Origin of the sequence: Janthinobacterium sp. 75 (assembly GCF_004365495.1) — a bacterium.
GTDB lineage: Bacteria > Pseudomonadota > Gammaproteobacteria > Burkholderiales > Burkholderiaceae_D > Janthinobacterium.
This window is the reverse complement of record NZ_SORD01000001.1, coordinates 2,122,439-2,144,039: the sequence shown is the minus strand read 5'-3', so window position 1 is coordinate 2,144,039 and position 21,601 is coordinate 2,122,439. Positions and strand designations below refer to the sequence as shown.

Sequence of the window (21,601 nt, the reverse complement as noted above, 5' to 3'; positions counted from 1 at the left end):
TTTGAAGAGCCAGGCTCCGCGCACGCGGGCCTGGCTTTTTTCATGCGGGCTGGACTGTGGCCACGGCCGCCGTCTGCCGTCGTATCGCCAGCACCAGCAGCGCGGCCAGCAGGCAGGCGGCGCCGGCCGCGAACAGGGCCGGGTTGTAGGTCAGCATCAGGGTGCGGATGCGGCCAGCCCCATAGGCGGCCACGGCGGCGCCCAGCTGGTGGCCCGCGAAGATCCAGCCAAACACCATGCCCGCGCGCTCCCGGCCAAACGTGGCCCCCACCAGTTTCACCGTCGGCGGCACGGTGGCGATCCAGTCCAGGCCGTAGAACATGGCGAACAGCGACAGGCCATACAAGGTGAATTCCGAATACGGCAGCCAGAACAGGGACAAGCCCCGCAAGCCGTAGTACCAGAACAGCAATTTGCGGTTGTCATAGCGGTCCGACAGCCAGCCGGACAAGATCGTGCCGAACAGGTCGAAGGCGCCCATCATGGCCAGCACGGAGGCGGCCGGCACGGCGGACAGGCCCGAATCGCCGCACAGCGAGATGAAGTGCGTCTGGATCAGACCGTTGGTGCTGAGGCCGCAGATGAAGAAGGTGCCGAAGAGTATCCAGAAAGTGCGGTTTGCCGCCACGCTGCGCAAGATCAGGAACGGCGTGGCAAACGTCATTGCTGCCGCCGGCGCCACCACCAGGGGCGTGTCGGGATCGGCGCCATAGGGCCGCAAGGCAAGGTCTTGCGGCCGGTTGCGCATGCACAGGAAGGCCAGCACGGCGACGATGGTGCAGGCGGCAAACACGGGCATGACGGCCGTGCGCCAGCCGAAGTGCTCGATCAGCCAGGCGCCCACGGGCAGGAACAGCAACTGGCCCGTGGCCGAGCTGGCCGTCAGCACGCCCACCACCAGGCCACGGTGCGTCTCGAACCAGCGGTTGGCCACCACGGCACTCAAGACCAGGGCCGTCATGCCCGAGCCCAGCCCCAGCAGGATGCCCCACAGCGCCACCAGGTGCCAGAACTGCGTCATGCGCGTGGCCAGCAGCATGCCAGCCGCGATCAGCCCCAGCGCCACGCAGATGATATTGCGCAAGCCGAAGCGCTCCATCAGGATGGCGGCAAACGGTCCCATCAGACCGAACAGCACGAAGCGCACGGCCAGCGCCGAGGAAATCTGCTCGGCATCCCAGCCGAACTCGCGGCTCAAGGGTTGCATCAGCGCCCCCGGCAAGCCCAGCGCGGCAGACGAGGTCAAGGCGGTGAGGAAGGTGATGGCGACGATGACCCAGGCAAAGTGCATGCCGCGGCGCGCCAGCCATTGCGAAAAAGGATAGGAAAGCATGCAGTCCTCATGAGAAAAAGTGGATGCCGATCATTGCCATCTGGCGGCATTTTTCTCATGTTATATTATGATCGTAATTTATACAATCAAAAAAAACTGGCGCGACGCTGCTGCGTGCGGCTCCAGTCCTGGCTGCAAGCTTGTGACATGGAGTCAGACCCGGCGGGTCTGACTCCATACATTACTTCACCTTCAAGCCATTCTTCACATCCGTCACCCCTTCCACGCCACGCGCCAGGTCGGCGGCTTTTTTCACTTGCGCCTGGGAAGGCACGAAGCCGCTGAGCATGACGACGCCGTTCACCGTTTCCACGTGCACGTCGAGCGCTTTCAAGTCACTGTCCTTGACGAGGTCCGCCTTGATCTTGGTGGTGATGACAGAGTCTTCCACTGCCACCTTGGTGCTGCTGGCCGCATTGCGCGTCATGCAGGCGGCCTTGGCCGTCGCATCCATGGCGTCACAGTTTTCCTTCATGGTGGCAGGCGGATTCTGCGCCACGTTGGTGCCAGCCGTGGCGCCCGTGTTGGCGTCGGCCAGCGCGGCCGTTTTTGCCGTCTTGGCATCGTTCATGCACGATGTCTTGTCGGCGCCCGTGCGGTCGCCGCACTTGGCCTTGGCCAGGTCATACTCGGCATTGGCGACATCCTTGCGGGCCTTGCCCAGTTCGCGCGGCGTGTTACGGTACTGGGCCACGGCGTCCGAGTCGGCCTTGGTGCGCGCCACCCTGGCTTCTTCCACGCAGACTTTTTTCGCATTGCCGCTCTGGCTGTCGCAAGCGGCCTTGGCCTGCTTGTAGTCGGCCGATGCCTTGTCCGTCAAACTCTTGTACGAGGCATCCTGCGCATACGCGGGCGTGGCGGCAAGCAGTGCGCTGGCACTGGCGGCCAGCATGAGTGCGATCATTTTGTTCATGATGGTTCCTCTCTGGTTAGTTGATGCCCAGATTAGACCCCTGCCGGACGCAAAGCTCCGTGCGACAGCACACGCTGACTAGCCATCTGCGCAAAATTCACCGTTTATTTGTCGCCGCTCAAGCCCTTTCGCCACAATACTTGCGCCTGTTCAAATGATGAAGCGGTCCCATCAAATGCACCTGCACCATCCGCCAGCGCCAGCCATGCCTGCGTGGCGTGCGAACCGCCCGCGCTGTCGCCGCCGGCGCGCACGCCGCGCATCCAGGCCAGTACCTCCTGATACTGCCCGGGGTGGCGTCCATGCATCCAGGCCAGGGCCACCAGGTCTGCATAAGCCTCTTCACGGCGCGTCTCGCGCAGCTCCTGCGCCAGCGATGTCAGCTTGTCCTGCTGCCTGCCGGGCGGCTCGACAAAACCGCGTGGCAAGGCGTGCCAGTCACCTTGGGCATAGCGCTGGCAATGGCCGATTTCATGCGCCGTCATCGCTTCCATCATCATGCCTTGGCGCGCAACTGGCACGCCCTGCAAGACACTGTCCGCCTGTGCATTGCCGCGCAGCGACAAGACCAGCTTGCAGCGCCCCGCTTCGTAGCCCAGCGCCAACGGCACGGCGCCGGGCGCATTCTGGGGTTGCACGATGATATCGATGGGTAAGCCTTGCGCGCGGGCAAAGGCGATGACGGGCTGGCCAGCCTGCAGCCAGCGGCTTTCCAGTTCGGTGAGCTGAGCATGCGCCATGGCAGGCGCGGCACTAAGCAAACTCAACAGCGAAATCAGTTTCAACATGGGATCAACGGCAAGAAAGGAATGCAACCACTGCAGAGTAAGCGGTGAAGATATTTCCACAAGGAAAAACTGGCAACTATTCACAAATAAAGACGAAAAAAAACCGGTGCAGCAGCACCGGCTTTTCACACTGACAATCGTCAGGGCGGATTTATTTCTTCGTCGCTTTATCCAGGGCGCGGGCCGTGACGAATTCCGGACGGATATCGTTCGGCACGGCTTTCATCTTGTCGAGCGCCACTTGCACTTCCGGACGAATCACCACGTACTTGCTCATCAACGCTTGCGCGCGCGCATAGTCGCCCGTCGCCTCGATAGTCAAAAATTCGCGGTCCAGGTCGATCACGGCCTGTTTGATCTTGCCAAAATCAACGCCAAACTTGCCGTCGCCCAGGGAAACAAAACCGCCCTTGTCGAGGATGTAATTCATCTGGATGGCCATGCCACGCGCATGCGAATCCGTCAGGCCGAAATGCAGGGTGCGGAAACCGGAGGCGAGAAAAGTGTTGTACAGCTTGCGCTCGGCCGCCTCGCCCTGGCCCAGGGTGTCGTTCAGCTGCCCCTTGTCCATCATGTAGCGCAGCGCAAACAAGCCCGTGATGTCGGCCTTGGCTTCTTCGATGGTCGAATATGCTTCCTTCAAGTCCTGGCGTGGCGTCGATGGCTTGCCGTCGACGACGGTGGCGTGCGGGCCCAGGCCGTGCATGATTTCATGCGCGAGGATGTGCGTGAAAAAGGAATTGAAGTCGACGTCCTGCTGCGCGTCGGCGGTCAGCACCAGTTTCGAGATCGGCGTCAGGGTGGCCTTGAACTTGGCTTCCTGCACGTTTTTCAACATCACACGCTTGGAACCGCGCGCGCTGATGATGCGCTCGTCGTTGGGCAGGTTGTAGGCGGCTGTCTGCACGGCCATGTTGCCGTCGCCCGCGCCATACACCTGGTTGACCACCACCATCGGTGCCAGCGCGCCCACTTTCGGGTTGCGGTACTGGGCATCGAGCGGCAGGTTGTCTTCCAGCTCCTGCATGTGCTTGGCGAAGAAGTTCAGCTTCTGCGTCTCGGCCTGGTCGCGGATATTCACATAGGCTTCGAAGGCCGCCTTGTAGCCGAACAGCTCGTCGTTATACGTTTCATACGGGCCGATGGTGATGTCGACGGGCGAGTCGAGGTCCATCCAGGCGAAGTCGGACGGCAGATAGTCGTTGTCGAGGAAAGCCTTGGCGCGCAAGGTGAGGAATTTCTTCAGGGACGCGTTGTCCGTGGCGGCCGCCGCCTCGTCGAGCAGCTTGGCCAGCTGCTTGAGTTCCACCTTGTACTCGTCCGAATACTTGACGGTCTGATATTTGCCATCCTTGCCCGCGCGAATCGTCGTGAAGAACCATTGCGCCTGCTGCTTGTCGTCCGCCGACAAGCCACTCATCCACGCTTCCAGGCTGGCCTTGGTGGCGCCCTGCGGATAGAAATTACCCGCTTCCGGCTTGTGCGCGGGAATGGCGATGCCCGCATAGCTGGCGGGCATGAACGAGGCGTGCGCGTCGAGCACCGACCATGGCCCCTTGTTGATCCAGAAATAATTCAGGCGCGCCTGGCCCAGCTTTGATTTATCCTTCTTCAAGGCCGCCCACAGCGCTTCATTGCCGGACCAGCGCTGGCGCAGTTGCAGCACGTCAACCAGCTTGGCCGCTTCGACCAGCTTGGCGATGGCCTGGCGGTCGCCAAAGGACAGGTGTGTGACATCGGCGGTCAGTTCAACGGGCGCATAGCGGGCGCTCATGGCCGTCAGTTGTTGCGCCGTGGCCGGGCTTGCTGGTGCGGCGGCTGGCGTTGCGGCGCAGGCGCTGCCGACGGCGGCGGCCATCAGCAGGGGAATCAGGAGTTTTTTCATGGGGGTCTCGGTTAGATTTTTCTCAGAAAAAAAAGCGGCTGGCGCGGATGGCGCGCTACCGCTTTCTTGCTCAGACTGCGATTGTCCCACCTGCCCCATGGCATGGCAAGCCGCTTACCAGACCTTGTACACCTGCCCCGTCTGCGCCCCTTCCACGCTGCGGCTGTAAGCCAGGGCCACACGGCTGGCGGCGGCTGACTCAAAGCCGTAGAAGAAGGGACCGTAAGCTTCCAGCGATTCTGCCAGCACCGTGGGGCTGACGACATTGATGCGCACGCCGCGCGCCAGTTCGATGGCGGCGCCCCGCACGAAGCCTTCCACGGCCGCATTCGTCATACTGGCGGCCGCACCGAAGCGGATCGGGTGCTCGGCCACGATGCCGCTGGTCAGGGTGATCGAGCCACCGTCGTTCAGGTATTCCTGCGCCACCAGCGCCACGTTGACCTGGCCCATCAACTTGCTGTCCAGGCCCAGCTGGAATTGCTCGGGAGTAAATTCGGCCAGGGGACCGAAATGCAGCTTGCCGGCCGTGACGACGACGGCGTCGACCTTGCCGATGCGCTTGAACAGGGCGCGCACTTGCGCAATGTCGCCCATGTCCGCCTGGTGCGTGCCGCTGCGGCTGCCCACTTCGATGATTTCATGGCGTTGCGCCAGTTGTGCCGCGACGGCCGTGCCGATGGTGCCGCTGGCACCGATGATGACGATTTTCATGCTGCTTCCTTGTCTGGGGTTGAACGATGAAGCCAGTATGCGCCGCTTCCAAAAAGGAATAAATACGCTAGAATTTATAAGATTACCAACCCACAGTTTGCAATCAAGGTGTATGGATAAATTGCGCAGCATGGAAATCTTTGTCGCCGTCGTCGACCAGGGCAGTTTTACGGCCGCCGCCGACACCTTCCACATCTCGCCCGTGATGGTGGGCAAGCACATCAGGCAGCTCGAAGAGCGGCTGGGCACGCGCTTGCTGGCGCGCACCACGCGCCGGCAAAGCCTGACGGAAATCGGCCAGCAGTATGTGGAGCAGTGCCGCCAGATCCTGGCGCAGATCGCCGCAGCCGAAACGGGCGCGGAAGCGATGCAGGCCACGCCGCGCGGCAAGCTGAAAATCACGGCGCCCGTTTCCTTCGGCAGCGAACGCATGGCGCCGCTGCTGGCCGAGTATCTGACGGCCTATCCAGACGTGAGTCTGGAGCTGAATCTGAATGACAGGATGGTGGATCTGGTGGAGGAAGGTTTTGATGCGGCCATCCGCATCGGCGCGCTGGACGATTCCGGCATGGTGGCGCGCCCCTTGCGGCCTTACGCGATGGTGATCTGCGCCTCGCCCGACTACCTGGCCAGGCACGGCACGCCGCGCTCGCCGGAGGACCTGGCGCGGCACGAGTGCGTGGATTTCATGCAGTGGTCGCGCCACATGCGCTGGCGCCTGAGCGGCAAGGAAGCGCGCCACGATGGCGCGGCGGCCGAGAGCCGCTTCCGCTCGAACAATGGGCAGGCGCTGCGCATGGCGGCCCTGCACGGCTTCGGCATCGTCATGCAGGCGGAAATCCTGCTGGCCGACGATATCGCGGCGGGCCGCCTGGTGCCGCTGCTTCAGGATTATGTGCCGGCGCCGCGCCTGATGCATGTGCTGTATCCGCGCGACCGCCAGCCCACGCCCAAGCTGACGACCTTCATCGACTTTCTGCTGGAACGCTACGGGCCAGCGGCGACACCGCCGCCGGCCACGCTCACGTAACTGAGAACTTAGTTGGCCTTTGCCAGCTTCGCCAGCTCGCCATCGGGCTGCCAGCCGGCACCTAAAGAGCGGGCCACGGCAACGGTCGCCAGCAAGCGCTGGGTCTTGATCTGCACGGCGGCACGGTCAGCTGCCAGCGAGCTGCGCTGGGCATCGGTGACATCCAGGTAGGTAGAAATGCCGCGCTCGTAGCGCGTGCGCGCCACCAGGTAGGCGCGCGCGGCCGCTGCCTGCGACAGGGCCTGGGCGTCGCCCTGCAACTGGCGCTGCTCCACGTCGGACAAGGCGTCTTCCACTTCGCGCAAGGCCGTCAGCAGCTTCGTTTCGTGATTCGCCACGGCTTCCGCATAGCGCGCCTTGGACAAGTCCAGGTTGGCCTGGTTGCGGCCACCGTCGAAGATGGGCAGGGACAGGGCCAGTGGGCCAAAGCTGAACTGGCGCGAACCGCCTTGCGCCAGGTCGCGCAGTTTTTCGGAGGCGTAGCCGAAATTGCCCGTCAATTGCAGCGAGGGGTAAAACGCGCCTTCGGCCACGCCCACTTGCGCGTTCGCCGCGCGCAGGTTCGCCACGCTGGAGACCAGGTCCGGGCGGTGCGCCAGCAGGCTGGCAGGCAAGCCGACAGGGATACCTGGCGGCAGCGGCAAGATGGAAGGCTCGGCGGCCACCGGCAATTGCAGCGCCGACGGCGGCTTGCCCGTCAGGGTGGCCAAGCTGTTTTCCAGCTGGTTGCGCTGGCGCTTGACTTCATGCAGGTCGGCTTGCGCATTCGACAGTTCGACTTTTGCGCGCGCCAGGTCCAGCTCATTCGTCAGGCCCGCATTGAAGCGCGCTTCGACCAGCTGTGCCGACTCGCGGCGCGTGTCGAGCGCACCGTTCAGGATCGCCATTTCCGCATCCAGTCCCCGCAGTTGCCAGTAATTGCTGGCCACTTGCGCCGACAGCATCAGCAGCACGCCGTCACGGTCTGCCTGCGCCGCCAGCGCCTGCGAATCGGCCGCTTCGACCATGCGTTTCACGCGGCCCAGCAAGTCGACTTCATACGACAGCGAGCCGCCCACGGAAAAATTGTTGCCGCTGATGGAGCGGTTGCCCAGGGCCAGACCCTGCGAGGTGTTGGCCGAAGTGCGCGAATTCGAGATGCCGGTGCTGACGTTGACGCTCGGACCCTGGTTGGCGCGCGCCGTGCCGCTTTGCGCCAGCGCCTGCAGCAGGCGCTCACCCGCCGCTTTCACGCTGGGATTATCCTGCAGCGCGCTTTGCTCCAGGCGGTCCAGGGTAGCGTCGCCATAAATGCTCCACCACTCTTTGGGCAGCTGCGCTGCATCCGCTGCGGCAGCGCCGTGGCGGAAAACACCGTTGTCGATGCCGGCCACATTCGCCGGGGCGGTAAAATCCTGGCCCACTGTACCGCAGGCGGAGAGCGCCACGGCAAGGGAAGCGGCCAGCGCAATTTTCGTCAATACTGTTTGCATGGTGTATACCTTCTTGTTCTTTAAGGGCTTGCGTTGGCGGTCAATGACCGCCGCCACCGCCACCGGGAGCTTTGAGTTTGTCGGCCAGCCACAGGGGCAAGATGCAGGCCAGCAGGATGGCGCCGATCAGGAAAAAGCCATCGTTGTAGGCCATCACATACGCTTCGCGGCGCACGATGCCGTCGATCGCCTGCAAGGCCTGGTTGCCGGCCGTGACGGCGTCATAGCCCTTGGCCATGAAAGTGGACGTCAGCTGGTCGATGCGCAGCTGCGTGGCGCTGGAATACGCATTGATCGCTTCACCCAGGCGCTGCGAGTGGAAATGCTCGCGAGTGCTCAGGGCCGTGGCCAGCAGGGCGATGCCGATCGAGCCGCCCAGGTTGCGCGTCATGTTGAACAGGCTTGATGCGGACGGCATGTCCTTCGGCGCGATCCCCTTCATGGCGAAGTTCGACAGGGTCAGCATGACGAAGGGCTGGCCCAGCGCGCGCACCACCTGCGACCACAGCAGCTGGTCGTAGCCGGTGGAAGCGTCCATGTAGGCATTCATCATGCACGAGCCGCCGAACAGCAGCAGGCCGAACGAGCACAGGATGCGGTTGTCCACCACGGACGACAGCTTGGCGACGAAGGGCATGATGAACAGCTGCGGCAAGCCTACCCACATGATGACTTCACCGATCTGCATCGGCGAATAGCCGGCGATCTGGCCCAGGAACAGGGGCAGCAAAAAGGCCGAGCCATACAGGCCCATGCCCGTCACGGCCGACAGCACGGTGGCGACCAGAAAATTTCGCTGGCCGTACAGGGCCAGGTTGACGAACGGTTCGGCGCGCGTGGCGCTGGTGACGACCCAGCCCAGGATGCCCGTCAGCGCCAGCGCGGCAAAGGCAATGATGAAACCGGAGTCGAACCAGTCCTTCGAATTACCCTCTTCCAGGAAGATGGTCAGGCAGCCCAGGCCCAGGGCCATGAAGAAGATGCCCAGCCAGTCGGCTTTCCAGAACATCTCCAGCTTCATCGGCTCCTTGTCCAGGCCGTAGATCATGCCGGCGATCAGCAGCACGCCTGGCACCCAGTTGATGTAGAAGATCGAGGGCCAGCCATACAGCTCGGAGAGGTAGCCGCCCAGGGTCGGGCCCATGGCCGGCGCCAGAGTGGCTGTCAGGCCGAAAATGGCCATGCCGACGGCGCGCTTCGACGGCGGCAGCTTGAGCATCACCAGGGTGAACGCCATCGGAATCAGCGCGCCGCCCGTAAAGCCTTGCAGCATGCGGAAGACGATCATGCTTTCCAGGTTCCAGGCCGTGCCGCACAGGGTGGAGAACAGCAGGAAGAAGGCGGTGGTGCCGATCATGTAGGTGCGCAAGCCGAACACGCGCGCCAGCAGCGCGGTGAGGGGAATGACGATAATTTCCGCCACCAGGTAGGCCGTGGAAATCCACGAACCCTCTTCCTGGGTGGCCGACAGCGAGCCAAGGATATCCTTGAGCGAGGAGTTGGTGATCTGGATGTCGAGCACCGCCATGAAGGCGCCCAGCATGCCGGCGGCGACCGCCAGCCAGGTGCGCCCGGAGACTTTCTCGCTGATCACGGGGAACGCCGGCGATGCCGCCGGTGTGGTGGAAGGGCTGCTCATGAAAACTTAGCGGGCGGCGGTCTGCGCGGCGGGAGCAGCTGGCGCAGCGGCATGGCGCGGCGCCTTGTCCTGAGACGACACGGGCTGGTTGACTTCCACTTCGGCGATCACCGACATGCCCGGCACCAGGCGGCCATTCATGGCCTTGATGTCTTCCGGCTTGAAGACGATTTTGACCGGCACGCGCTGGACGATCTTGGTGAAGTTGCCGGTGGCGTTATCTGCAGGCAGCAGGGCGAATTGCGCGCCCGAGGCAGGTGCGAAGCTGTCGACCGTGCCCACCAGTTTCTTGCCTGGCATGGCGTCGATGGTCACGTGCACGCTCTGGCCGCGGTGCAGGTCGGCCAATTGGGTTTCCTTGAAGTTGGCGGTGACCCAGACGTTGTCTTGCACGATGGCCGTCAATTGCTGGCCAGGCTGCACGCGCATGCCCGTTTCCACGTTGCGCTTGCCGATGCGGCCGGCAACGGGGGCCAGGATGCGGTTGTACTGCAGCTGCTGTTCCGCGTCCTTCAATTGCACGCGCAGCACGGCCACTTGCGCCTTGGCCACGTCGCGCGCGGCTTGCGCCGCACCAATCTGCGCCTTGGCAGCCGAAGCGCTGTCGCGGCGGGCGGCCAGGTCGGCCACGGCGCTCGAGCGGGCCGCATTGGCCGCATCGAGTTCCGCTTTCGAGACGGCTTTCATCTGGCTCGTGTACAGCTGGCCATAACGGTCTGCATCCTGTTTTGCGCGCAGCAGCTGTGCATCGGCCTGCGCCACTTGCGCCTGGGCGGCGCTCGCTTGCGCCTGCACTTGCGCGATCTGCGCGTCGGCCTGCAGCACTTGCTGCTCGGCGCTGGCGATCTGCGCGGCGATCTGCTCGGTTTTCACGCGCTGGTCGAAGGGATCGAGTTCAGCGATCACGTCGCCCTCTTTCACCATTTGATTATCGTCAATGAAGACCTTGGTGACGACGCCGGAAATGCGTGCCGAAACGGGATGCACGTGGCCGGACACATAGGCGTTTTCCGTTTCCACGAAATAGTGGCTGCGATACCACATGCGCGCGCCAGCGCCCAGCGCGACGAGGACGATCAGGCCGGCGATTATTTTTACGCGGTTGTTAGGTGGTGCGGAGCTGGCGGAAGCGGCGGGCATGGAAGGTGCGGCAGGGGCCGCGGGTGGGACGGCGCTAAGCACCTTGTGCTCTGCTTGGCCTGGCTGGTTGGACATACTCGCTCCGAAAATGAAATGATATAGGTTCATTATTGGACAAAGAAAAGCCAAAGTCAAGAAATGAAACGATTGCATTTCATTTTAATTTGCACTACAGTGTAAGCCATCACTTACCTTCCAACTTATAAAGAGACCCAGACCATGTCCGATCCCGGCCTCAGCAATACCTTAAGCACCGATACAGAATCCAACGACGCCCCACAGGAACTTTCCTGCTGCGGCAAGCCGGCCGGCCGGCCGCGCGCGGCCGACATGGAAGCGCGCATGGAAAACCTGCTGCACACGGCTGGCTGCCTGTTTCTGGAAAAAGGGTATGGAAAGGTCAGCCTGGAAATGATCGCCCGCGAAGCCCATGTGGCCGTACGCACGATTTATGTGAAATTTGGCGGCAAGGCGGGCTTGTTCAACGCCGTGGTGGAGCTGCGCCGCGCCGCCTACTTCTCGACCATGCCTGCGCTGGAAACGGATATGCGCCCCCTGCCCGCCATCCTTGGCGAGTTCGGCTTACTGTTCGTGCAACTGGTCACCATGCCGGCGGCCATTCGCCTGAATCGCATGGTGGTGGCCGAAGCGGCCACGCACCCGGAACTGGCGGAAACGTTTTACAAAGTGGGGCCGGGTCAGACGCGCGAGATGCTGATCAAGTTTTTCAGCCGTCCCGACATCGCGCCACTGTTTCGCGCGGAGTTGACGCCGTCCATCCTGGCGCTGCACCTGCTCAATTGCCTGCTGGGGGACCAGATGTCGCGCCTGCTGTTTCCGCCGCAGCAGCAGCCGGATGTGGCACAGTTGCGCACCAAGGTAGCGCTCAGCCTGGACCTGTTTCTACGCGGCACCTTGCACCAGCCGCTCGCGGCCTGACGCGCGATTCAGCCAGGGCAGCGGCCCTCTTCCTGCATCGCTGATTCGGCAGGCTCATCGTTCAAGCCCAGCGCACGCAAGAAAGGCTGGGCCGCCGACGGTCCGTCAAGACTCAGTGACGACTCAATTCCATCAAGGCGTTCCGGGCCATAGCGCATCAGGTCGAACGAGGTTTCAAAGCGCTGCGCCAGGAAATAAGTGCGGAAGTAATCGAAGGAAAACGCCACCTGGCCATCGGCCAGCAGCAGCAAGCCATGCGCATGCAGTGGCGCCAGCCAGTCCCCTGCGGCCATGCTCCAGCCCTTCACGCCGCAATAGTCGCTGGCAAAACGCTGCAGTTCCGCTTCGCCGAGGAACAGGGTCTTGGCTTCGAACATCACGAACGCCAGCTCGATCAGGAATTCGCGCGCATCGGCAGCCACGCCAGCACCCTCACGCTGCCGCGCGCCCGCCTTGCCCAGCAAACCATCGAGATAAACGCGTTCGCTCGCCAGCTGCGGCAGCAAGGTAGCAAACACATACTCGGCATCCATCTGCCCCGTTTCCTGGCCGTTCGGCGTGTACAGTACCGACAGGGCGAAGTTCTTGCTCACGTCGTCGAACTCGCGCAACGACACCGTCCACTGCGTGCCTGGCGCGTCGCCCTCGGCCCCGCCCGTGCCGAACTCGAGCACGGAAAACGCCGCCATCTGGCCATGCGCTCCGTACAGGCTGCCGGGATTGCTCTTGAACAGGATGCCCAGCGACTTCATCAGTGAACTGGCGTCGCCCGTATGCTGGTGGCCGTGGAACACGGCGTGGATATTCTTGTAGTGCGCGCGCTGCTCGGCACTGGCGTGCTCATCGGCGGAGAAAAAACTGAAGCCGGCATTGCCCAGCGCCGCAGCCGCAACACCCTGCACGCGGCTGCCCGGTACCAGGTAGTAACGCGCACCGGGCAAGCTGGCCGCCTGCAGCAAGGGACGCAGGAAGTATTCGTAGACATACACAGGCGTCGTGCCGGCACAGGCGTCCGGCGCCACCAGCTGCCCCGTGAAGAAAATCGCATCGATCTGCTTGCCCGCCGCCAGAATGGCAGCCACATCCTGGTACAAGGCATGCAGCATCACGGCTTGCTCTTGCTCATCAGCCCGACGCAAACGGACATCAGCAATATGAAGGGCGGTAAATTTTTTCATTGTTGCAAAACTTTCTTAGAGCCTATCCCAGTAGGGAGCGTCTTCTGCTGGTCGTTCATCAGGAGAGCGGACAAGGCCGTGATGAGAACGCATGGCGAGCCATGCGACGACGATCAACGCAGTCCCCGCTTCTGAGGGGCGCCAGCAGGGGATGTATTCATCTACTGAGACAGGCTCTCAGTACAGCGGAACTTGAGCGACCCACACGCTGGCAGCATTCCTGGAAAAATCACACGCTTCTATTGAAGCAAAAGCAAAACATGGTTACAGACCTCTATTCTGCCATTTTTTCCACACGGCAATACTCACCAATTTTCACAAGGCATAGACGCGCCACGTTTTACCATGCCAAAGGTCAAGGGAAATAAAAAAAACGGAAACAAGTCCCGGTTTTTTATACTGAAAGTTAACTTTTTATCAGCGCTTGCGCGGTGGCGGCAAGTCCGTGCACACGCCTTCGTAGACTTCAGCGGCCATACCGATCGACTCGCCCAGGGTCGGGTGCGGGTGGATGGTCTTGCCGATGTCGGTGCCGTCGCAGCCCATTTCGATGGCCAGGGCGATTTCGCCGCTTCATCGTTCACCTGTCGCCCGCATGCGTGCCGACGATGGTGCCGCCGATGATGTGTTTAATCGTTGCTGGATAATAAAAAACCCCGCAATCGCTTGCGGGGTTTTTAGTGTTACGACACAGCGCTACAACATCAACGCTTGCGCGGTGGCGGCAAATCCGTGCAGACACCTTCGTACACTTCAGCGGCCATACCGATCGACTCGCCCAGGGTCGGGTGCGGGTGGATGGTCTTGCCGATGTCGGTGCCGTCGCAGCCCATTTCGATGGCCAGGGCGATTTCGCCGCTTCATCGTTCACCTGTCGCCCGCATGCGTGCCGACGATGGTGCCGCCGATGATGTGTTTAATCGTTGCTGGATAATAAAAAACCCCGCAATCGCTTGCGGGGTTTTTAGTGTTACAACATCAACGCTTGCGCGGTGGCGGCAAGTCCGTGCAGACACCTTCGTAGACTTCAGCGGCCATACCGATCGACTCGCCCAGCGTCGGGTGCGGGTGGATGGTCTTGCCGATGTCGGTGCCGTCGCAGCCCATTTCGATGGCCAGGGCGATTTCGCCGATCATGTCGCCCGCATGCGTACCGACGATGGTGCCGCCGATGATGCGATGCGTTTCTGCGTCGAACAGCAGCTTGGTAAAGCCTTCTGCGCGGCCATTGGCCACGGCGCGGCCCGAGGCGGCCCACGGGAAGTGGCCCTTCTCGACCTTGATGCCCTTGGCTTTCGCTTCGTCTTCCGTAATGCCGGCCCATGCCACTTCCGGGTCCGTGTAGGCGACCGACGGGATCACCTTGACATCGAAGTGCGACTTCTGGCCGGCGGCAGCTTCCGCTGCCACGTGGGCTTCATGCACGGCCTTGTGCGCCAGCATCGGCTGGCCCACCAGATCGCCGATGGCGAAGATGTTAGGCACGTTGGTGCGCATCTGGCTGTCGACGTTGATGAAACCGCGGTCCGTCACTTGCACGCCGGCCTTGTCTGCGGCCAGCTTCTTGCCGTTCGGACTACGGCCCACGGCGACGAGCACCAGGTCGTAGACTTGCGGCGCTGGCGCCGTGGCGCCCGCTTCGGCTGCTTCGAACGTGACCTTGATGCCTTCCGGCAACGCCTCGACGGCCACCGTCTTGGTCTTGGTCATGATGTTATCGAAGCGCTTCTCGTTGAACTTCTGCCACACCTTGACGGCGTCGCGGTCGGCGCCCTGCATCAGGCCATCCATCATTTCGACCACGTCGATGCGCGCGCCAAACGTGGAATACACGGTCGCCATTTCCAGGCCGATGATGCCGCCGCCGATGACCAGCATGCGTTTCGGGATCTGGCGCAATTCCAGCGCACCCGTCGAATCGACGATGCGCGGGTCTTCCGGCACGAAGGGCAGTTTCACCACGGACGAACCGGCAGCGATGATGGCCTGCTTGAACTGCACGACTTTTTTCGAGCCGTCGCCTGCCGTCACTTCGATGTGGTTGGCGCTGAGGAACTGGCCCACGCCGGTAACGATTTGCGTCTTGCGTGCCTTGGCCATGCCAGCCAGGCCGCCCGTCATGTTCGAGATGACGCCTTCCTTGTACTTGCGTACCTGGTCGATGTCGATCGTCGGCTTGGCAAACGTCACGCCCGTATTCGACATGTGCGCCGTTTCATCGATGACGGAGGCGACGTGCAGCAGCGCCTTCGACGGGATGCAGCCCACGTTCAGGCACACGCCGCCGAGGGTGGCGTAGCGCTCGACGATGACCGTCGACATGCCCAGGTCGGCCGCGCGGAACGCCGCCGAGTAACCGCCAGGACCACCGCCCAGCACCATCATGTCGACGTCGATGTCGACCTGGCCGCTGTAATTGCCGGCCGGGATGGCGGCAACGGCCGCAGATGCTGGTGCGGCAGCGGCTGCCGGAGCGGCTGCAACCGGCGCAGGAGCGGCCGCTGGCGCAGCAGCCGCCGCGCCTTCAGATGCTTCCACCACCAGCAGCGCGCTGCCTTCGGCGATCTTGTCGCCAACCTTGACCTTGATTTCCTTGACGACACCCGCATGGGTCGAAGGAATTTCCATGCTGGCCTTGTCCGATTCGACCGTGATCAGGGACTGGTCCACCTTGATGGTGTCACCCACCTTGACCATCAGTTCGATGACTTCGACTTCCTTGAAGTCGCCGATATTCGGTACTTTTACCTCTACTGTGCTCATCAATCGCTCCTTACAGCAGAATTTTGCGCATGTCGGCCAGGACTTCGCCGAGGTACACGGAGAATCGCGCGCCCATCGCGCCATCGACCACGCGGTGGTCGTAGGACAGCGAGGTGCCCATCATCAAACGTGGCTGGAAGGCCTTGCCATCCCATACCGGCTTGATCGAGGCTTTCGACAGACCCAGAATCGCCACTTCCGGCGCATTCACGATAGGCGTGAAGTGCGTGCCGCCGATGCCGCCCAGGGACGAAATCGTGAAGCTGGCGCCCTGCATGTCGGCCGGTTTCAGCTTGCCTTCGCGCGCCTGCAAGGACAGTTCCGTCATTTCGCGGGCGATTTGCGAGACCGACTTCTGGTCCGCGCCCTTGATCACAGGCACCACCAGGCCATTCGGCGTGTCGGCCGCGAAGCCGATGTTGTAGTACTGCTTGAGGATCAGGTTTTCGCCCTTGGCGTCGAGCGAAGCGTTAAACGCCGGGAATTTCTTCAGCGCGGCGACGGAGGCCTTGATGACGAAGGCCAGCATGGTCAGCTTGGCCGCATCCTTGTTCTTCGCGTTGGCCGCGTTGGTATCGACGCGGAACGCTTCCAGGTCCGTCACGTCCGCTTCGTCGAATTGCGTGACGTGCGGGATCATGACCCAGTTGCGGTGCAAATTCGGACCCGAGATTTTCTTGATGCGCGACAACGGCAGCAATTCGGTCGCGCCGAACTTGCTGAAGTCCAGCGACGGCCATGGCAGCAAGTCCAGGCCCACGCCCGAACCGGCCTTCGCCACTGGCGCGTTCGGCGCAGCGACGGCGCCCGACATCACGCCCTTGACGAAATTCTGCACGTCTTCCTGGGTGATGCGGCCCTTCGGGCCGGAACCGCCCACGCGGGCCAGGTCCACGCCCAGTTCGCGCGCGAACTTGCGGATCGAAGGCGACGCATGTGCCAGCTTGCCATTTGCGGCAGGCGCGGCGGCAGGGGCAGCAGCAGCGACCGGTGCCGAAGCGACGGCGGCGGCTGGTGCGGCGGCGGCTTGCGCGGCAGGTGCAGGAGCGGCGGCAGGTGCAGCAGCAGGAGCGGCGGCGCCGCCGGTCGTTTCCACGACCAGTACCAGCGAACCCTTGGCAACCTTGTCGCCAACCTTGACTTTCAATTCCTTGACGATACCGGCGTGGCTCGATGGAATTTCCATGCTGGCCTTGTCCGATTCGACCGTCAGCAGCGACTGGTCGACCTTGATGGCATCGCCCACCTTGACCATCAATTCGATGACTTCGACTTCCTTGAAGTCGCCGATATCGGGCACGGTCACTTCGACCAGGGCTGGCGCGCCGGCGGCGGCGGCGGCGGCGGGTGCCGGTGCGGCAGCAGCGGGGGCGGCTTCAGCGGCAGGTGCTGCTACTGGAGCAGCAGCGGCGGCAGGCGCAGGCGCCGAGGCGTCGTCCGCCACTTCCAGCAGCAGGACCAGCGAACCTTCGGCGATCTTGTCGCCCACGTTGACTTTCAATTCCTTGACGACACCGGCGTGGCTCGATGGAATTTCCATGCTGGCCTTGTCCGATTCGACCGTGATCAGGGACTGGTCTACCTTGACCGTGTCGCCTGGCTTGACCATCAGTTCAATGATCTCGACTTCCTTGAAATCGCCGATATCCGGGACTTTGACTTCCACAATGCTCATAGCTTGCTCCGTTATTTTATTTGTCAGATGGACCCGCACACACGCCAGGGCAGCACTTTCGCACCGCCCTGGCATCATCGGGTCCGCACAACGATTACTGGGTCACCGGATTCGGTTTGTTCGCGTCGATGCCGTACTTGGCAATCGCCTGCTCCACCACCGACACGTCGATCTTGCCTTCGTCAGCCAGCGATTTGAGCGCGGCCACGGTGACATAATAACGGTTCACTTCGAAGAACTCGCGCAGCTTGGCGCGGCTGTCCGAGCGGCCAAAGCCATCGGTGCCCAACACTTTGTAAGTGCGGCCCTTCGGCATGAAGGCGCGGATCTGTTCTGCAAACGCGCGCATGTAATCGGTCGTGGCGACGATCGGGCCATCCGTGTCCTGCATCAGCGACGTCACGTACGGCACGCGCTGCTCTTTCGACGGGTTGACCATGTTCCAGCGCTCGGCATCCTGGCCATCGCGGGCCACCAGGGTCAGCGACGGCGCCGACCACACATCTGCGGCCACGCCCCAATCGTTTTGCAGCAATTCGGCAGCGAAGATCGATTCGCGCAGGATGGTGCCGCAACCGATCAGTTGTACGCGCAGCTTGGCGTCCGCCTGGCCGTCCTGCAGCTTGTACATGCCTTTCAGGATGCCTTCTTCCTGGCCTGGCTTGATGCCTGGCTGGGCGTAGTTCTCGTTCATGATCGTGATGTAGTAGAACACATCTTCCTGATTGGCGATCATGCGGCGCAGGCCGTCCTGGATGATGACGGCGACTTCATGGCTGAAGGTCGGGTCGTACGGCATGCAGGTCGGGATGGTTGCGGCGAAGATATGGCTGTGGCCATCTTCGTGCTGCAAGCCTTCGCCGTTCAGGGTCGTACGGCCAGCCGTGCCGCCCATCAGGAAGCCGCGGGCGCGCATGTCGGCAGAAGCCCATACCTGGTCGCCGATGCGCTGGAAGCCGAACATCGAGTAGAAGGTGTAGAACGGGATCATGATGCGGTCGTTGGTCGAATACGACGTCGCCGCGGCGATCCACGAGCTCATGCCACCCGCTTCGTTGATGCCCTCTTGCAGGATCTGGCCAGCCTTGTCTTCGCGGTAGTACATGACCTGGTCTTTGTCGACCGGCTCGTACAACTGGCCTTTCGGGTTGTAGATGCCGATCTGGCGGAACAGGCCTTCCATGCCGAAGGTACGCGATTCATCGACCAGGATAGGCACCACGCGCTGGCCCAGATTCGGGTCTTTCAGCAGGGTCGAAATGACGCGCACGAAGGCTTGCGTGGTCGAGATTTCACGGCCTTCAGGCGTGGCTTCCAGCACGTTCTTGAACGCGTCCAGGCCAGGCACAGGCAGGGTTTCTTCCGACTTCTGGCGACGCTGCGGCAGGTAGCCGCCCAGGGCCTTGCGGCGCTCGTGCAGGTAGACCATTTCCGGCGCATCGTCGGCAGGCTTGAAGAATGGGATGTCGGCCAGCTTGTCGTCAGGAATAGGCAGCGAGAAGCGGTCGCGCATTTCGCGGATGGCTTCATCGTCCAGTTTTTTCGTCTGGTGCGCCGTGTTGCGCGCTTCGCCCGACTTGCCCATGCCGTAGCCCTTGATGGTTTTCACCAGCAGGACGGTTGGCTGGCCCTTGTGTTCCTGGGCGATCTTGAAGGCCGCGTAGATCTTGTGCGGATCATGGCCGCCACGGGTCAGGCGCCAGATGTCGTCGTCCGTCATGTTGGCAACCATTTCCAGCAGCTTCGGATGCTTGCCGAAGAAGTGCTTGCGCACGTAGGCGCCGTCTTTCGCTTTGTAGTTCTGGTATTCGCCGTCGACGGTTTCCATCATCACGCGCTGCAGGATGCCTTCCTTGTCTTGTGCCAGCAAGGCGTCCCAGCCCGGGCCCCAAATGACCTTGACGACGTTCCAGCCGGCGCCGCGGAATTCGCCTTCCAGTTCCTGGATGATCTTGGTATTGCCCCGCACAGGGCCGTCCAGGCGCTGCAGGTTGCAGTTGACCACGATGACCAGGTTGTCGAGCATGTCGCGTGCGGCCAGGCCGATCGCGCCCAGCGATTCCGGCTCGTCCATCTCGCCATCGCCGCAGAAGGCCCAGATCTTGCGGTTGTCGGTTTTCGCGATGCCGCGTGCGTGCAGGTATTTCAGGAAGCGCGCCTGGTAGATCGCCATGTGCGGGCCCAGGCCCATCGACACGGTCGGGAACTGCCAGAAGTCAGGCATCAATTTAGGATGCGGGTACGAAGACAGGCCCTTGCCGTCAACTTCCTTGCGGAAGTTCAGCATTTGCTCTTCCGTCAAGCGACCTTCGAGGAAGGCGCGCGCGTAGACGCCGGGCGAGGAGTGGCCCTGGATGTACAGCAGGTCGCCGCCGTGGTCGGCCGTTGGCGCGTGCCAAAAATGGTTGAAACCGATGCCCAGCATGTTCGCCAGCGAAGCGAACGAGGACAAGTGGCCGCCCAGATCGCCGTCGGCGCGGTTGGCCTTGACCACCATGGCCATGGCGTTCCAGCGCATCCACGAGCGCAGGCGCTCTTCATATTCCAGGTTGCCGGGACAGTGTGCTTCTTGTTTGGTGGGGATGGTATTGACGTAGGCGGTGGTGCTGGAGAACGGGATCTGGGCGCCACGGCGGCGGGCCAGGTCAACCATGCGTTCCATCAGGTAATGCGCGCGTTCCGGACCTTCATTTTCCAGAACGGCTTCGAGCGCGTCCAGCCACTCCTTGGTTTCCTGCATATCCGGGTCGGTGCCGATCTGTGTCGTTACCTGGTTCAGTTGAGCTGACATCTGTTGAGTCTCCTTTGTGAACGCCCCACCCCGATTTTCCGGATCGCTGTCGGACGGTATTTCGCTGATTATTTACTATTAAGTCGGTTTAGTGTGGGGATTCTAACAGCGTATTTACTATTTTTCAAATTACGATATAGCATTTCGCATTGTGAAATTACCCTATGAAATTTATGCTGCAGTGCCGCAAATTCTGCCCGGAAATTAGGGTGAGCAGAGTAACAAAAGGAATGAACACCCCCAGTCGCCCGCACAGGCTCCCCGGGCCAAGCGGGCCTGAAAAATGTCGAAGGCTAGGCGCAGCGACGCAGACAGTACGTCAGTACGGCAAGGAGCTGCAACGCCGCCATCGGCATTTTCTCAGGCTCGCGTCTCTGGCCCGCTGTTGTTACGCCTTTGCATAGCCAAAACCGCCCCTTTGCGCCGCCCGGCTTTATAATCTGTCTTTTCCCTCCCACCAGCTCTCAGCCTCCCTAATATGCCAGCACAACTGATCGACGGAATCGCCCTTTCCCAAAAACTGCGCAGCGAGATCGCCACGCGCGCCGCCGCCCTCACGGCCAAGGGCATCCAGCCCGGCCTGGCCGTGATTCTCGTCGGCGAAGACCCGGCCAGCCAGGTGTATGTCCGCAACAAGGTCAAGGCGTGCGGCGACGTGGGTTTTCACTCGGTGCTGGAAAAATATGAAGCGGACCTGTCCGAAGCGGACTTGCTGGCACGCATCGCCAGCCTGAATACCGACCCGGCCATCCACGGCATCCTCGTGCAAATGCCCTTGCCCAAGCACATCAACCCGCACAAGGTCATCGAAGCGATCGCCACGACGAAAGACGTGGATGGCTATTCCGTCCTGAGCGCCGGCGAACTGATGACGGGCTTGCCCGGCTTCCGCCCGTGCACGCCTTACGGCTGCATGAAATTGATCGAAAGCACGGGCGTGGACTTGCGCGGCAAGCACGCCGTCGTCATCGGCCGCAGCAACACTGTCGGCAAGCCGATGGCCCTGCTGCTCTTGCAAGCGAACGCTACCGTCACCATCTGCCATAGTGCAACCCCGGACCTGGGCCTGTACACGCGCCAGGCCGACGTCGTCGTAGCCGCCGTCGGCCGCCGCAACACCCTGACAGCCGACATGGTCAAGCCGGGCGCCATCGTCATCGATGTGGGCATGAACCGCGACGATGACGGCAAGCTGTGCGGTGACGTGGATTTTGCGGGCGTGAAAGAAGTCGCCTCCCACATCACGCCCGTGCCCGGTGGTGTTGGCCCGATGACGATCACCATGTTATTAATGAACACGGTAGAGGCTGCCGAGCGCATCTAAAGAATCACCCCGGGGCG

The 21,601-nt window shown here is 62.1% G+C and carries 15 protein-coding genes and 2 pseudogenes; 3 read left to right on the top strand and 14 right to left on the bottom strand.

What is annotated here, in order from left to right:
- Positions 1-40: 40 nt before the first annotated feature.
- The 5 genes from C8C89_RS09735 to C8C89_RS09715 form a co-directional block, all read right to left on the bottom strand.
- Positions 41-1,333, bottom strand: coding sequence for an MFS transporter (locus C8C89_RS09735; protein ID WP_133989647.1), 1,293 nt, complete (start codon positions 1,331-1,333; stop codon positions 41-43).
- A 181-nt stretch (positions 1,334-1,514) separates the two neighbouring features.
- The gene (locus tag C8C89_RS09730) at positions 1,515-2,246 is read right to left on the bottom strand and encodes a BON domain-containing protein (RefSeq protein WP_101482496.1); all 732 of its coding nucleotides are present in this window, start codon (positions 2,244-2,246) and stop codon (positions 1,515-1,517) included.
- 104 nt (positions 2,247-2,350) lie between these two features.
- Positions 2,351-3,034, bottom strand: coding sequence for a hypothetical protein (locus C8C89_RS09725; protein WP_133989645.1), 684 nt, complete (start codon positions 3,032-3,034; stop codon positions 2,351-2,353).
- A 151-nt stretch (positions 3,035-3,185) separates the two neighbouring features.
- A complete protein-coding gene (locus tag C8C89_RS09720) occupies positions 3,186-4,919 on the bottom strand; it encodes a hypothetical protein (RefSeq protein WP_101482498.1) in 1,734 nt (577 codons plus the stop codon).
- A 114-nt stretch (positions 4,920-5,033) separates the two neighbouring features.
- On the bottom strand, positions 5,034-5,633 hold the full coding sequence (locus C8C89_RS09715) for a short chain dehydrogenase (RefSeq protein ID WP_133989643.1): 600 nt from the start codon (positions 5,631-5,633) through the stop codon (positions 5,034-5,036).
- A gap of 112 nt (positions 5,634-5,745) precedes the next feature.
- Here C8C89_RS09715 and C8C89_RS09710 point away from each other — a divergent pair, with 112 nt between their 5' ends.
- Positions 5,746-6,663 carry a LysR family transcriptional regulator gene (locus C8C89_RS09710; protein ID WP_101482500.1) on the top strand — a complete coding sequence of 306 codons (918 nt, stop codon included), beginning with the start codon at positions 5,746-5,748 and terminating at the stop codon, positions 6,661-6,663.
- An 8-nt stretch (positions 6,664-6,671) separates the two neighbouring features.
- Here C8C89_RS09710 and C8C89_RS09705 read toward each other — a convergent pair whose 3' ends face one another.
- The 3 genes from C8C89_RS09705 to C8C89_RS09695 are packed head-to-tail and all read right to left on the bottom strand — an operon-like array spanning position 6,672 to position 10,989.
- On the bottom strand, positions 6,672-8,135 hold the full coding sequence (locus C8C89_RS09705) for an efflux transporter outer membrane subunit (RefSeq protein WP_166674701.1): 1,464 nt from the start codon (positions 8,133-8,135) through the stop codon (positions 6,672-6,674).
- A gap of 40 nt (positions 8,136-8,175) precedes the next feature.
- A complete protein-coding gene (locus tag C8C89_RS09700) occupies positions 8,176-9,774 on the bottom strand; it encodes a DHA2 family efflux MFS transporter permease subunit (RefSeq protein WP_101482502.1) in 1,599 nt (532 codons plus the stop codon).
- 6 nt (positions 9,775-9,780) lie between these two features.
- Positions 9,781-10,989 (bottom strand): HlyD family secretion protein, encoded by a 1,209-nt coding sequence (locus C8C89_RS09695; RefSeq protein WP_133989641.1) that lies wholly within the window; start codon positions 10,987-10,989, stop codon positions 9,781-9,783.
- Between the two features lie 144 nt (positions 10,990-11,133).
- Between C8C89_RS09695 and C8C89_RS09690 the strand changes: the two genes are divergently transcribed.
- Positions 11,134-11,853, top strand: a complete 720-nt coding sequence (locus tag C8C89_RS09690; RefSeq protein ID WP_133989639.1) for a TetR/AcrR family transcriptional regulator — start codon at positions 11,134-11,136, stop codon at positions 11,851-11,853.
- 8 nt (positions 11,854-11,861) lie between these two features.
- Here the strand turns inward: C8C89_RS09690 and C8C89_RS09685 are convergent, their stop codons facing one another.
- From C8C89_RS09685 to aceE, 6 genes and pseudogenes are all read right to left on the bottom strand, one after another.
- On the bottom strand, positions 11,862-12,962 hold the full coding sequence (locus C8C89_RS09685) for a hypothetical protein (RefSeq protein WP_133989637.1): 1,101 nt from the start codon (positions 12,960-12,962) through the stop codon (positions 11,862-11,864).
- 486 nt (positions 12,963-13,448) lie between these two features.
- A pseudogene (locus C8C89_RS09680) lies at positions 13,449-13,656 on the bottom strand (dihydrolipoyl dehydrogenase); the annotation flags it as partial.
- Between the two features lie 79 nt (positions 13,657-13,735).
- Positions 13,736-13,943, bottom strand: a pseudogene (locus C8C89_RS09675) (dihydrolipoyl dehydrogenase); the annotation flags it as partial.
- A 66-nt stretch (positions 13,944-14,009) separates the two neighbouring features.
- The gene (lpdA, locus tag C8C89_RS09670; RefSeq protein ID WP_133989635.1) at positions 14,010-15,794 is read right to left on the bottom strand and encodes a dihydrolipoyl dehydrogenase; all 1,785 of its coding nucleotides are present in this window, start codon (positions 15,792-15,794) and stop codon (positions 14,010-14,012) included.
- 10 nt (positions 15,795-15,804) lie between these two features.
- The gene (gene aceF, locus C8C89_RS09665; protein ID WP_133989633.1) at positions 15,805-17,469 is read right to left on the bottom strand and encodes a dihydrolipoyllysine-residue acetyltransferase; all 1,665 of its coding nucleotides are present in this window, start codon (positions 17,467-17,469) and stop codon (positions 15,805-15,807) included.
- 94 nt (positions 17,470-17,563) lie between these two features.
- Positions 17,564-20,260 carry a pyruvate dehydrogenase (acetyl-transferring), homodimeric type gene (aceE, locus tag C8C89_RS09660; protein WP_133989631.1) on the bottom strand — a complete coding sequence of 899 codons (2,697 nt, stop codon included), beginning with the start codon at positions 20,258-20,260 and terminating at the stop codon, positions 17,564-17,566.
- 478 nt (positions 20,261-20,738) lie between these two features.
- Between aceE and folD the strand changes: the two genes are divergently transcribed.
- The gene (folD, locus tag C8C89_RS09655; protein ID WP_133989629.1) at positions 20,739-21,584 is read left to right on the top strand and encodes a bifunctional methylenetetrahydrofolate dehydrogenase/methenyltetrahydrofolate cyclohydrolase FolD; all 846 of its coding nucleotides are present in this window, start codon (positions 20,739-20,741) and stop codon (positions 21,582-21,584) included.
- The last annotated feature ends 17 nt before the right edge of the window (positions 21,585-21,601 follow it).